11 protein-coding genes are annotated in these 12,440 nt (G+C 74.7%); 6 read left to right on the top strand and 5 right to left on the bottom strand.

Annotated elements, in window-relative coordinates; all coding sequences use genetic code 11:
- The first annotated feature begins 178 nt into the window (after positions 1-178).
- Positions 179-1,771 (top strand): PucR family transcriptional regulator, encoded by a 1,593-nt coding sequence (locus tag OG455_RS06950; protein WP_266291312.1) that lies wholly within the window; start codon positions 179-181, stop codon positions 1,769-1,771.
- A gap of 135 nt (positions 1,772-1,906) precedes the next feature.
- Here OG455_RS06950 and OG455_RS06945 read toward each other — a convergent pair whose 3' ends face one another.
- The gene (locus tag OG455_RS06945) at positions 1,907-3,064 is read right to left on the bottom strand and encodes an esterase family protein (protein ID WP_266291310.1); all 1,158 of its coding nucleotides are present in this window, start codon (positions 3,062-3,064) and stop codon (positions 1,907-1,909) included.
- Between the two features lie 337 nt (positions 3,065-3,401).
- Here OG455_RS06945 and OG455_RS06940 point away from each other — a divergent pair, with 337 nt between their 5' ends.
- Together OG455_RS06940 and OG455_RS06935 are read left to right on the top strand one after the other, a co-directional pair.
- Positions 3,402-4,547 carry an ROK family glucokinase gene (locus tag OG455_RS06940; RefSeq protein ID WP_266291308.1) on the top strand — a complete coding sequence of 382 codons (1,146 nt, stop codon included), beginning with the start codon at positions 3,402-3,404 and terminating at the stop codon, positions 4,545-4,547.
- Positions 4,548-4,693: 146 nt separating this feature from the next.
- Positions 4,694-5,497, top strand: a complete 804-nt coding sequence (locus OG455_RS06935; protein WP_266291306.1) for an exodeoxyribonuclease III — start codon at positions 4,694-4,696, stop codon at positions 5,495-5,497.
- Positions 5,498-5,576: 79 nt separating this feature from the next.
- On the opposite strand, the gene OG455_RS06930 is transcribed toward OG455_RS06935, so the two are convergent.
- Positions 5,577-6,299 (bottom strand): lysoplasmalogenase, encoded by a 723-nt coding sequence (locus OG455_RS06930; protein ID WP_266291304.1) that lies wholly within the window; start codon positions 6,297-6,299, stop codon positions 5,577-5,579.
- Positions 6,300-6,399: 100 nt separating this feature from the next.
- On the opposite strand from OG455_RS06930, the gene OG455_RS06925 reads away from it, so the two are divergent.
- Both OG455_RS06925 and OG455_RS06920 read left to right on the top strand, forming a co-directional pair.
- A complete protein-coding gene (locus OG455_RS06925; protein ID WP_266291302.1) occupies positions 6,400-8,151 on the top strand; it encodes a DUF2398 family protein in 1,752 nt (583 codons plus the stop codon).
- A gap of 92 nt (positions 8,152-8,243) precedes the next feature.
- Positions 8,244-8,630, top strand: coding sequence for a DUF4180 domain-containing protein (locus OG455_RS06920; RefSeq protein WP_266291300.1), 387 nt, complete (start codon positions 8,244-8,246; stop codon positions 8,628-8,630).
- Positions 8,631-8,663: 33 nt separating this feature from the next.
- On the opposite strand, the gene OG455_RS06915 is transcribed toward OG455_RS06920, so the two are convergent.
- The 3 genes from OG455_RS06915 to OG455_RS06905 form a co-directional block, all read right to left on the bottom strand.
- The gene (locus tag OG455_RS06915; RefSeq protein WP_266291298.1) at positions 8,664-8,909 is read right to left on the bottom strand and encodes a hypothetical protein; all 246 of its coding nucleotides are present in this window, start codon (positions 8,907-8,909) and stop codon (positions 8,664-8,666) included.
- A gap of 218 nt (positions 8,910-9,127) precedes the next feature.
- Positions 9,128-10,222, bottom strand: a complete 1,095-nt coding sequence (locus tag OG455_RS06910; protein WP_266291296.1) for a hypothetical protein — start codon at positions 10,220-10,222, stop codon at positions 9,128-9,130.
- 228 nt (positions 10,223-10,450) lie between these two features.
- Positions 10,451-11,395, bottom strand: coding sequence for an acyl-CoA thioesterase II (locus tag OG455_RS06905; protein ID WP_266291294.1), 945 nt, complete (start codon positions 11,393-11,395; stop codon positions 10,451-10,453).
- 73 nt (positions 11,396-11,468) lie between these two features.
- Here OG455_RS06905 and OG455_RS06900 point away from each other — a divergent pair, with 73 nt between their 5' ends.
- On the top strand, positions 11,469-12,410 hold the full coding sequence (locus OG455_RS06900) for a DUF389 domain-containing protein (RefSeq protein ID WP_266291292.1): 942 nt from the start codon (positions 11,469-11,471) through the stop codon (positions 12,408-12,410).
- The last annotated feature ends 30 nt before the right edge of the window (positions 12,411-12,440 follow it).

The following is a 12,440-nucleotide window of genomic DNA, read 5'->3' as shown; positions in this document are numbered from 1 at the left end:
ACGACCGTAATCCGGCCGTGACGACGAAGCGACGGCCCCGTGACCCGGCGGAGCGCTGATACGTAACACCGAAGGCCTGGAACTCGGGCACACTCGGGCACACTGTTCCCCCGACCTGCGCGGATCTGCCCCAGGTAGCGGTATCCCTCACACTTGGTCCAGACGAAGGAGTCTGCGGATGCGCGTCCGTGACCTGCTCGCCCCCGGCGCCCCGAGACTGCGCCTGCTCGCGGCCGAGGACGAGCTCGATCGACAGGTCAGCGGTGTCATGACCACGGACCTGCACGACCCGGGCCGCTACCTGCACGGTGGCGAGCTCGTGCTCACCGGCATGCTCTGGCGCACCGGGCCGGAGGACTCCGAGCGCTTCGTGCGCACCCTGGCGGCCGGCGGGGCGGTGGCGCTGGCGGCCGGCGAGGCCGAGGTCGGGCCGATCCCCGAGGACCTGATCGACGCCTGCCGCCGGCACCGGATGCCGCTGCTCGCGGTGCCCGACGACATCGCCTTCTCGACCCTGACCGAGTTCATCGGCCGCCAGGTCTCCGCCGACCGGGCCGCCGACCTGGCCGCGCTGGTCGACCGGCACCGGATGCTGGTCTCGGCGGCCGGCGGCGGCGGCCTGGACGCCGTGCTCGACCTGCTCGGCGGCGACCTCGACCTGGACTGCTGGGTGCTCACGCCCACCGGCCGGGTGGTCGCGGGCCCGGTCGACCACCTCTCCGCCGAGGACCGCGACCAGTTGGTCCGCGCCCACCTGGCCGCCCAGCGCCAGCGCCGCCGCCCCCCGCACCGGGCCCGCCTGGTCTCCGGCTCCTACTCGCTGCTGCCCGCACCCGCGCGCCCCGAGGAGGAGGCGCCGCTGTCCGACTGGGTGCTGGCGGTGGCCGGCGACGTCACCGAGTGGACCACCAAGCGCCAGCAACTGGCCGATAACCTGGCCCGGTTGGTCGCCGCCGAGCGCAACCGGCGCGACGAGGGCCGCCGCCTGCGCCGCCGACTGGCCGACGAGGTGCTCACCCTGCTGCAGCGCGACGCCGATCCGGCCGAAATCAGCCGCACCCTCTACGCCTCCTCGGCGATGGCCGCCAAGTACGAGGCCACGGCACCCGAGTCGCAGGCACCGGAGGCTTCCTGGCTGGTGCTCAGCGCCGAGGGCACGGGGCTGCCGGACGGCGCGGTGCGCTCGATCCTGGAGGAGGCCCTCACCGACACCTCCGACCGCGCGCTGGTGGCCGGCACCGGCGCCGGGGCGGTGGTCGTGCTGCCCGCGCCGGGCGCCACCGTGCCCGCCGACGCGCTGCGCGAGCTGCTCGCCCCGCTGGAGGCCGGGCTCGGCTCGGAAGGGCGGATCACCCTGGGCGTCTCCGCCCCCGCGCTGGAGGCCGGTGGGCTGCGCGGCGCGCTGGAGGAGGCCAGGCACGCCCGGCGGATCGCCGCCGCCCGGGTCGGCCGGGTCTGCGTGGCCGGCCCCGAGGAGCTCGCCTCGCACGTGCTGCTGCTCGCCGCGGTGCCCGACGAGGTGCGCCGGGCCTTCCGCAGCCGGCTGCTCGACAAGGTGATCGGCTACGACATCGAGCACCAGGCCGACCTGGTCCGCACCCTGGAGGCCTTCCTGCGCTCGGACGGCTCCTGGACCAGGTGCGCCGCCCAGTTGCACGTGCACGTCAACACGCTGCGCTACCGGATCGGCCGGATCGAGGAGCTGACCGGCCGCGACCTGTCCCGGCTGGAGGACCGGGTGGACTTCTACCTGGCCCTGGAGCTGGCCTGACGCACCGCGGCCCGGACCCCGGCCGCCCGGGGCCCGGACCCCGGACCCCGGCCGCCCGGTTCGGCCCAGGGCCTGTTTTCCGCTCAGCGCCCGGAACCGCCCAGGGTCCGGTCTCCGCTCAGGGGGCTCCGCGGGTCAGGGCTTGGGCGCCGGGATGATGGTGCTCAGCCACTTGAAGACGCCGGGGATCATCGGCCGCCAGAGCGAGGGCGTGTGCGGCCCGGTGGTCAGCACCACCTGCACCGTGGTCGGCGCCTTGGCGGCCGCGGCCAGCGCCTGGCCGTCCTCGTAGCCGTCGCCCTTGTCACCGGTCTGGTAGAGCGCGAGCTTCGGCGGGGTCTGGGCGTGCTGCAGGATGTAGAGCGGGTTGGAGGTCTCGCGCAGCTTGGGGTCCTTCGCGGTGAGCGAGAGCGACTCGGCGTCCGGCGCGCTGTAGCCCGAGAGGCTGATCGCGGCGCGGTAGCGGTCGGGGTGCAGCAGGGCCATCCGGTCCGCGCAGTGCGCGCCGGCCGAGTAGCCGGCCACTGCCCAGCTGTTCACCGAGGGGTCGGCCCGGAAGTTGTCCAGGACCATCTGCGGCACGTCGGTGGAGAGCCAGGTGTCCGCGTTGACCTTGCCCGGCACGTTGGCGCAGCCGGTGTCGACCGTGGTGCTGATCAGCTGGGTGCGCGGGGAGACCAGGATGAACGGGGTGACCTGGCCCGACTGCATCAGCGGCTTGAGCTGCTCGGAGATCTTCAGCGAGCCGAACCAGGTCTTCGAGGAGCCGGGGAAGCCCGGGAACAGCTCGACCACCGGGAACTTCACGTCCTTGTACGCCGGGTCGTTGTACTGCGGCGGCAGCCAGACGTTGACCTCGCCGTCGACCCCGGAGACCTGGCCCTTGAGGTCGGTGGTCTGCACGTCGCCGGGCACCGCCGGGTCGTCCACGCCCTTGAACTGCTGGAGCGCCTTCGCGGCGGCCGGCTTGCCGTCGTTGCCGGGCCGGGGGCTCGCCGTCCCCGGGCCCGGCTGGCCCGCCGCGTCCGCGGCCGGCACGTTCGGCACCGACTGCACGTGACTGTCGTCACCCAGCAGGTCGCCCCAACTCCCGTAGATCAGGTTGGCGTTGTTGACCATGACGAACACCATGGTCACCGCCGTCGCCTGGCAGAACAGCAGCATCACCAGGCGGACCAGCGCCTGCAGCGGCTTAGGTCCGCGCACCCGGCCCCAGAGCAGCAGGGCCACCGCGATGGAGAGCGGCACCAGGATGATCGTGAGGATCAGGAAGGGCTGACCTGTCAGTTGCATAGGTATCTCGTATCCGGGTTGCTTGCTGCCCGGACCCCGCTTGCCCGGTGCTGACGACAATGAAGAACGACGGCGTGAACGAACGCCCGGTTTCCGACGATCATGAAGGAAACCTGAGAGGAAGATCACGTGCAGCTGGGAGCCTGCTGAGTGACCGCTCCCAGTCTGTCATCTGACCGGGTGTGCCCCGAGCACCGAGGGGAGCCGGCCCGCCCGCCGGGACGGTCCGGCTCGCCTGCCGGAACGACCTGGTCCGCCCGCCGGGACGGTCCGGTCCGCGTGCCGGGACGGTCCGGCCCGCCTGCCGGAACGATCAGTGCGGCGTATCGTTCCGGTCGTGACCCACCCCAGCGGCCGGACCGGCCAACCCGTCCTCCCCGCGCTCCTGGGCCTCGGCCAGCGCGGCCTGGGCCAGCGGGCCCTCGCCCCGCGCGGGGGCGAGCGGTACGGCGCGGACCGGCGCCGGCGCACCCTCCCCGCCGGCGTGCTGCGACTGCCCACGATCGGGATCGACATCGGCGGCACCAAAGTGGTCGCCGGGGTGGTGAACGGCGACGGCCGGATCGTCGAGCAGCTGCGCACCGAGACCCCGCACAAGAGCAAGAGCCCCAAGGTGGTCGAGGACGTCATCGTCGAGCTGGTGCTCGAACTGGCCGACCGGCACGACGTGCACGCCGTGGGCATCGGCGCGGCCGGCTGGGTGGACGCCGACCGCTCCCGGGTGCTCTTCGCCCCCCACCTGAACTGGCGCGACGAGCCGCTGCGCGAGGCGCTCAGCGACCGGCTGAAGTTCCCGGTGGTGGTGGAGAACGACGCCAACGCCGCGGCCTGGGCCGAGTGGCGGTTCGGGGCGGGGCGGGGTGAGGACCTGCTGGTGATGATCACCCTGGGCACCGGGATCGGCGGCGCGGTGGTGCGCCAGGGGTACGTCGACCGGGGCCGCTACGGGCTGGCCGGTGAGTTCGGCCACATGCAGGTGGTGCCGGCAGGCCACCGCTGCCCGTGCGGCAACCGGGGCTGCTGGGAGCAGTACTCCTCCGGCAACGCGCTGGTCCGCGAGGCGCGCGAGCTGGCCGCCGCCGAGTCGCCGGTGGCGCAGCCGCTGCTGGCCATGGTCGGCGGCGAGGTCGGGGCGATCACCGGACCGCTGGTCACCGAGGCGGCCCGGGCCGGCGACCCGATGGCGATCGAACTGCTGCACGACATCGGCACCTGGCTCGGCGTGGGCCTGGCCAACCTGGCCGCCGCGCTCGACCCCGGGCGGTTCGTGGTCGGCGGCGGCGTCTCGGCCGCCGGCGAGCTGCTGCTCGGGCCCGCCCAGGACGCCTTCCGCCGCACCCTGACCGGCCGCGGCTTCCGCCCGGAGGCGCAGATCGTGCCCGCGGCACTGGGCAACGAGGCCGGCCTGATCGGCGCCGCCGATCTGGCGCGCGCGCTGGCCCGCCGGTTCCGCACCGTCAAGCGCAGCCGCGTCGAGCGCTGAAGGCGCCGCGGTGGTCGCGGTCGCACGGTCGCGGTCGCGCGCACGGCCGCCGTCGCGTGGTCGCCGTCGGTGTCGGTGCCGGGCGGTATGTTCGGGGCGGGTGCCAGGGCCCGGCATCCGCTCCCGTACCGCTGGAAGGCCTGGTCGTGACCGTCCGCATCGCCACCTGGAACATCAACTCCGTCACCGCGCGGCTGCCCAAGCTGCTGGAGTGGCTGGAGAGCGCCAAGCCCGACGTGCTCTGCCTGCAGGAGCTGAAGTGCGCCGCGGACGCCTTCCCGTACGAGGAGGTCCGCGCCCTCGGTTACGAGACCCAGGCGCACGGTACGGGCCGGTGGAACGGCGTGGCCATCCTCTCCCGGATCGGTTTCGAGGACGTGGTGCGCGACCTGCCCGAGCAGCCCGGCTACCTGGCCGACGACGCGCTGGTGGCCGCCGTCGAGCCGCGCGCCATCGCCGCCACCTGCGGGCCGGTGCGGGTCTGGTCGGTCTACGTGCCCAACGGCCGCGAGGTCGGCCACGCCCACTTCCGCTACAAGCTCGACTGGCTGGAGGCGCTGCGCACCTCGGTCCTGGCGGACGCGGCGGGCGAGCGGCCGTTCGCCGTGCTCGGTGACTTCAACGTGGCGCCGACCGACGAGGATGTCTACGACCTGGCCGACTTCGTGGGCGCCACCCACGTCACCGAGGTCGAGCGGGCGGCGCTGGCCGGCCTGCGGGAGGCCGGCCTGGCGGACGTCGTGCCGCGCCCGCTCAAGTACGACCGCCCCTACACCTACTGGGACTACCGCCAGCTGGCCTTCCCGAAGAACCGCGGCATGCGGATCGACCTGGTCTACGGCAACGCGGCCTTCGGCGCGGCGGTCACCGACAGCTACGTGGACCGCGAGGCGCGCAAGGGCAAGGGCACCTCGGACCACACGCCGGTCGTGGTGGACCTGGCGCTCTGAGGGCCGCTGTCCGAGCCGCTGTCCGAGCCGTGCGTCGGGTCGGGTCGCCCGCGGCTCAGTCGGCCGGTCAGTCGGCCGGTCAGTCAGTCGGTCGGTCGGCCGCCTTGAGCGCGGCGGTGGCGAGCAGGTACTGCGCCAGCAGGTAGGTCGACATGATCCAGAACTCGTGGCCCGGCAGCTGCTTCCAGCCGGCCAGCCGGGTCGCGATCAGCGTGTCGGAGAGCAGGAAGAGCGCGCCGCCGAGGCCGCCGCGCCGGCCCAGGCCCGCGGAGGTGACGGCGGTGGCGGCGAGCAGCAGGCTGTAGCCCGCCACCGGCACCTTCAGCTCGCCGAGCCCGGGCCAGAGCTGATGGATCATCACCGCCCAGGCCAGCGCGTACCCGGCGGCCACCAGGGCGGTGCGGCGGCGGTCGGTCAGCGCGCCCTGCTTGGCGAACATCGTCACGTAGCAGATGTGGGCCGCCGCGAAGGAGCCCATCCCGGCCAGGAAGGCCCGCTCGTCGTCCAACTGGAGCAGCGCGTCCCCGGCCGCGCTGGCCAGCAGCGCCGGGGTGAGCAGGCGGGGCGCGCTGCCCTCGCCCGCGCTGCCCTCGCCCGCGGTGCGCCCGGCGGCCGACCGGCCCGCGGCGGCGCCCCGGACGCCGCGGACGTGTCCGGCGAGCAGCGGCATCAGCGCGGGCTTGGTGACCTGCTCGACCACCTTGACGTCCGTCAGCAGCGAGCCCAGGTGCGCGGCGGCGGTGGCCGTGAAGGCGGTCAGCAGGCCGCGGGCCCGGCGGGCGGTGGTGATCGTGTTCGACATGCCCGGCACGATAGGCGACGGGAGCGGGGGACCGGAAGGGGCTCCCCTCTTCCTCCCTTAGGCTGTCTCCGACACGGTGGGCAGCACGTCGGAGGGGCGCGTGAACGGGGGCGGAGCGCTGGGCGGGAAGCCGGCTTCGGTCGCCCTGGCGCCCGGTGGCGAGGTGACGCTGACCCTGACCTCCTGGCACCCCCCGGCGGCAAGCGAGGCGGCCACGCCGCCGGCGCGGTCCGCGGACCACCTGCGCGAACTCGCCCGCCGGCTGGCCGCCGCCACCCCGGACGAGGCACATGAGCTCTTCGCGGACGCCTTCGGGCTCTATGGCGCACGCCACTTCGGCATCGCCCCGGAGCCGACCTGCGCCGACCTGGGCGAGGTCAGCTGGTGGCACGGGCCGACGGTCGGTCAGCGCTCGCTGCCCGGCGCCCGCCGGGCCCGCCGCCCCGGCCGCGCGGCCGCCGTACCGGCGCTCCCGGGGCGGCACCGCAAGCCCGAGCCGCCCGCCGCCGACGGTCCCGCCGCGCTCGCGGCACTGGCGGCCGAGCGCCGCGCGGCCGCCCGGATGCTGCTCGCGCATCCGCTGGTCACCGCCAACGGCCCGCAGGCCCAGGCGTTCCCGGTGATCCGCCGTCACGCCGACTGGCTCACCAGCCGATTCGCCGAGCTGCTCGGCTACCCGCTGACCGTCGGCGAGGGCTTCGCCCGGCTGACCAAGGCCGCGCTCGGCCCCACCGCACCGCGCCGCCCGATGTTCGCGGGCACGCTCGGCACGCCCGAGCGGTACGCCGCGCTGACCCGGGCACTGGCCGCCCTGCTCACCGGCCCGGCCCGCCGCTCGGCGGCCGACCTGACCGCGGTGTTGACGGCGGAGTTGACGGCGGAGCTCACCGGGGAGTCGACCGCGGAGCTGACGGTGGAGCAGCCCGCTGAGCCGAGCGGTGAGCAGCCCGCTGAGCCGAGCGCTGAGCCGAGCGCCGAGCCGACTGTCGAGCCGGCCGCCGAGCGGGACCTCGCGGCCGGGCGGGCCGCCGTGCTCGCGGCGCTGGCCGTGCTGACGGAGTGGCAGTTGCTCACCGCGGACGGCGGCGAGCGCGGCACGCTCCTGGTGGACCAGGAGCTGCTGACGGCCGTGGTGGCACACTGCTGCCCGGCCCGGCCGCAGGACCCGCCGGCACCGCGGACCACGATCCCGGTCGCGGTGCGCCGCCGTCTGGTGGAGACCCCGGTGGTGCTCTTCGAGGAGCTCACCGGGTTGGAGCGGGAGTGGCTCTGGGAGTCCCGTTCGCGGGAGACGGCGGTGCTCGCGGACTTCCTCGGGCTCACCACCGAGATCCGCCAGGAGGGCATCGCGCTGCTCGACCCGGCCGGTGAGCTGACCGACCTGCGGCTGCCCGGTCCGGGACCGCTCGCGCACGCCGCCCTGCTGCTGGTGGAGCGCCTGGTCGACCAGCTCCGCCCGCTGCCCACCGACCCGCCGGACCCGGCCGCCCCGGCCGCCCCGGTCGGCCGACCGGCCCAGGCACGGTCGGCCGCGCCCACCGGCGTGCCGATCGCCGAGGCGCTGATAGACGGCATCCTCGGCGATCTGGCGGACGAGTACGAGACCGGCGACCGGGTCCGCGAGCAGCACGCCGCCCATTGGCGCCGCGCCCACCTGGCCGACCGGGCCGCCTTCCGGCGCGACGTGCTCGCGCTGCTGCACGCCATGCGCCTGATAGCCCCCACCGCCCCGGCGGCCGAAGCCTGCGCCCCGGCCCGGAGCGGCTGGATCCTGCTGCCGCCCGCCGCCCGCTACGCCGCTCCCTTCGCGCTGGGGGAGGCCGCGGGCACCGGGCGGCACTCACGGCGCTGAGCACGGCGGTGAGCGCGGCGGTGAGAGCGGCGCTTTTGGCCGTCGTGGAAAAGGCGGTGCGCCGCCGCTCCCGTCTCTGATGAGATGCCGGGATGACGATCGAGCTTCTGCACGAGACCCCGGTGCTGGTCTGCGCCCCCGACGGTGACCCGCTGAGCAGTGTCGCGGACGCCCTCGGGCTGATCGGTGAGGCCGGGTACGGGGAGGCGAGCTGGGTGGCCGTGCCGGTGCAGCGGTGGCCGGAGGAGTTCTTCCGACTGCGCAGCGGCCTGGCCGGCGAGGTGCTGCAGAAGTTCGCCCAGTACCGGGTCAACCTGGCCGTGGTCGGCGACATCTCCCGCTGGACCGAGGAGAGTTCGGCGCTGCGGGATTTCGTGCGCGAGTGCGACCGCGGTCGGCAGTGCTGGTTCGTGGCTGACCTGGCGGAGTTGGGCGAGCGGCTGGGCGAGCGGCTGGGCGATCAGCCGAACGGGAGCTGACGGACCGTCGACCGACGGATCGTCAAGACCGCTTCAGTGGGTGCCGGCTGCCGCTGTCACGCTGGTCTGGTGCTGGACGGTCTCCACGGTGGCGCCCACGCCGAGGCCGCCGAGCGCGACCGAGGCGGCCACGGCCGCGCAGGCCAGGTAGCGGCGGTGGCGCTTGGGCAGCGGGAAGCGCGGAGCCTCCCCGGCGGGGTCCGAAGGGCCGGGCGAGCCGGGGGAGTCCGGGGTCTGGGGCTCCACCGGGCGGCGGAGCGGCGGCAGCGATACGTCCATGATGGTCAGCATTCCAGTCTGGTGTTAAACGATGACTACACAGGGGTGAACGCCGTACCGGCGAAATGCGGCGATTCGGCACGGCCGGGTGAGGTGCCACCTGGGCCGATGCGCGGGCCGGTGCGCCGGGCCGAAGCGCTCCGAGGGTGCACCCGAGCCCTTGGGCGCGGCTTGAGCGGGGCTTCGGCGGGGCTCAAGGACGGGCACATCCGCCGGCCTCAGGCCGGGCTGCGGCGCAGCATCGACGGCACCGCGGCGGCCAGCAGTTGCTGCGCCATGCCGTAGAAGAAGATCGGCAGCAGGACCGCCGGATGGCCGCCGAACTGGCTGCCGGCCAGCGCCGCGGCCGCGCTGGTGTTGTTCATCCCGGTCGCCAGGGTGAGTGCCGCCGCCTCGCCGGGCCCCGGGTGCGCGCGCCGGGCCGCGAACCAGGCGCACCAGCCGACCGCGAAGGGCGCGGCGCAGATCGCGCCGCCGGCCAGCAATGCCAGCGCGATCAGCTCCGGGTGCGGTTTCAGGGCGATCTCCCCGAACACCCCGGCGGCGTTCAGGGCGGTCAGGCCGAGCGCGTTGAGCAGGCCGAGGAGCCGCACCCAGGGCAGCGCCCGGGCCCTGGGCCGGCCGCCGCGCAGCCGACCGGTGAGGCGGCGCGCGATCAGGCCCGCCACGCACGGCGCGGCGACCCAGAGCAGCATGAACCGGCAGGTGCCGTCGGCCTGGGCGAGGCTGTCGAGCACCGCTCGCGGGCCCGGCGTCTCCGGCTCCTCGGCCAGGACCAGGCCGAGCGGCACGGTGAGCGGGCTGAGCAGCGTGGTCGCCAGCACCAGGCCCAGGCTCAGCGAGGCGTCCGCCGAGGCCTTGGCGCCCCAGGTCTGGGCCGCGCCCGCCACCGGCATGGTGGCGGTCAGCGAGAGGCCGACCACCAGCCAGAGCGCCTGGTGCTGCTCCGGCCAGCAGTCCGCGGCCCGTTCGGCGCCGAGCAGCACCACCATCCGCAGCACCAGCGCGACCGCGAGCCCGGCCAGCAGCAGACCGGGCCGCAGCAGCGCGCGGGCCAGGTCGGCGAGCTTGACCTCGAAGCCGCCGATGAACATCGCGGCCACCAGCATCAGCATCGGCGGGGTGGTCCCGGGCAGTGGGTGGCTGTGCCGGAGTACCGCGACCGGGCCGTGCAGCAGGCAGCCCGCCACGCAGGCCAGCACCGTGACGGGGACGAGCCGGGCCCGCAGGGCCTGGTCGGTGGCGGTTCCGCGCCGCCCGTAGGGGAGGGGTGCGGGGCGGGAGGCGGTGACGCCGACCGTCTGGAGGGACATGACTGGGGTGCCTTCGGCTGGACCGGCAAAACGTCCACCAGCATCGCACGATCATGACGTTGAGTCAGGTCGTGTCGACGCAGCGTCAGCACGGCAGCTCAGGTCGGTGGCCAGCGCTGCCAAGGGCCGGGGCGCCGTCGGCGGCCGTGCGTGGTTTCACCCGGACGGTGGAGCGCCGCCCGAGGCCCCCCGCCCGCCGCCACCTGCTGCGTGTGCCGTGCCGTGCCGTCAGGCCGTGCCGCGTGGTGCCGGGCGGCGCTCGCGCACCAGGGTCTCCTGCACCGCGGAGGCGACCAGCAGCCCGTCCCGGCTGTAGAACTCGCCCAGCGCCAGCCCCCGCCCGTCCGAGGCCGACGGGCTGCGCTGGGCGAAGAGCAGCCACTCGTCCGCCCGGAACGGGCGGTGGAACCACATCGCGTGGTCCAGCGAGGCCAGCGTGATCAGCGGCGGCTCGCTGCGCTGGAACCGGTGCGGCTGCAGGTGCAGCGCGGTGGTGGCGGCCAGCGTCAGATCGGAGAGGTAGGTCAGCGCGCAGACGTGCAGCAGGTCGTCGTCGGCCGGCAGCGGCGAGCCGGTGCGCAGCCAGACGAACTGCTGCGGCACGCCTTCTGTCTCGGCCGGCATGCCGGGGGCGCCCGGTGGGATGAAGCGGATGTCCAGCGAGTGGAAGCCGGCCGCCTGGTCGAAGTCCTCCGGGTCGGCCTGGGCCCAGCCCGGGATCGGGTCGGGCAACTCCTCCGGGCCGGGCACCGGCGGCATGGTGCGCTGGCGCTCGCTGGACCGCTCGGGCCGCTTGACCGAGGCGGAGAGGGTGAAGATCGCCTCGCCGCGCTGCACGGCGGTCACCCGGCGGGTGGCGTAGGAGTGGCCGTCCCGGATCCGCTCCACCTGGTAGAGGATCGGTCTGGTCGGATCGCCGGGTCTCAGGAAGTAGCCGTGCAGCGAGTGCACCGCGCGCCCGGCGGGCAGCGTGCGACCGCCCGCGATCAGCGCCTGGGCCGCCACCTGGCCGCCGAAGGCGCGCAGCGGCGCGCCGGCGTGGCACTGGCCCCGGTACAGGTCCTCGTCCAACTCCTCGATCCGCAGCAGGTCGAGGAAGGAGCCGACCCTGACCCCGGTGGGCCGGTCCCGGTCCTCGTCCGTCTGGTGGTCCCGCACCGGTGCGTCTGCCATCCGCTCATAGTGGCAGAAGGCTCCACCCGGCACTGTGAGGTGCGTTACCCGCCTTCCGCCCCGGGAGTACGCCGTGCTGCACCTGCGTCTGATCGTCCCCGCCGACCTGCGGCGCACCGTGGCCGAGATCCTGGACGACTGCGTCGGAGTCACGCACGTCGTCAGGTTGCCGGACGCCGCGGTGCGCCCGCCCGGGGACGTGGTGCTCTGCGACGTGGCCCGCGAGGGGGCCGACGAACTGCTCGGGCGGCTGCGGGCCAGCGGGCTGCCCGAGCACGGCGCGATCGACGTCGCGCAGCTGCAGCTGGCCATCTCGGCCGCTGCCCGGGAGGCCGAGCGGCTGGCGCCCGGTGAAAGCTCGGACGCGCTGGTCTGGGAGGCGGTCAGCGAGACCACCCACGAGGAGAGCGCCTTCTCCTACACCTACCTGGCCTTCATCGTGACCGCGACCATGCTGGCCGCCTGCGGCGTGGTGCTGGACAGCGCGGTGCTGATCGTCGGGGCGATGGTGGTGGGTCCGGAGTTCGGCCCGCTCGCCGGGATCTGCGTGGCGCTGGTTCAGCGCCGGCCCCGCCTGGCGCTGCGCTCGCTGGTCGCGCTGCTCGGCGGCTTCGTGGTGGCGATCGCGCTGACCATCTTGTTCTCGCTGATGATGGACGGCCTCGGGCTCTTCACCGTGGCGGACTTCGACGGGTCGCGGCCGAACACCGCGTTCATCTGGCAGCCGGACGCGCTCTCCTTCGTGGTGGCCTTCCTGGCCGGTGTCGCCGGGCTGCTCTCGCTCACCTCGGCCAAGTCCGGTGCGCTGGTGGGGGTGGCGATCTCGGTGACCACGGTGCCGGCGGCGGCCAACGCGGCGGTGGCGCTGGCCTACGCGCAGGTCGCGCAGGCGCGCGGCTCGGCGGTGCAGCTGCTGATCAACCTCTCCGGGATCGTGGTCGCCGGGGTGCTGACGCTGGTGGTGCAGCGGGCGGCGTGGAGGCTGATCAGGCGCCGCCACGCCGCCGCCGGGTGACCGCCGGGCCACCAGGCCGGCGGTCAGGCG

It is taken from the genome of Kitasatospora sp. NBC_01287 (assembly GCF_026340565.1).
Classification (GTDB): Bacteria; Actinomycetota; Actinomycetes; order Streptomycetales; family Streptomycetaceae; genus Kitasatospora.
Note: the sequence above shows the minus strand (reverse complement) of the source record. Positions and strands in the feature narration are given on the sequence as shown.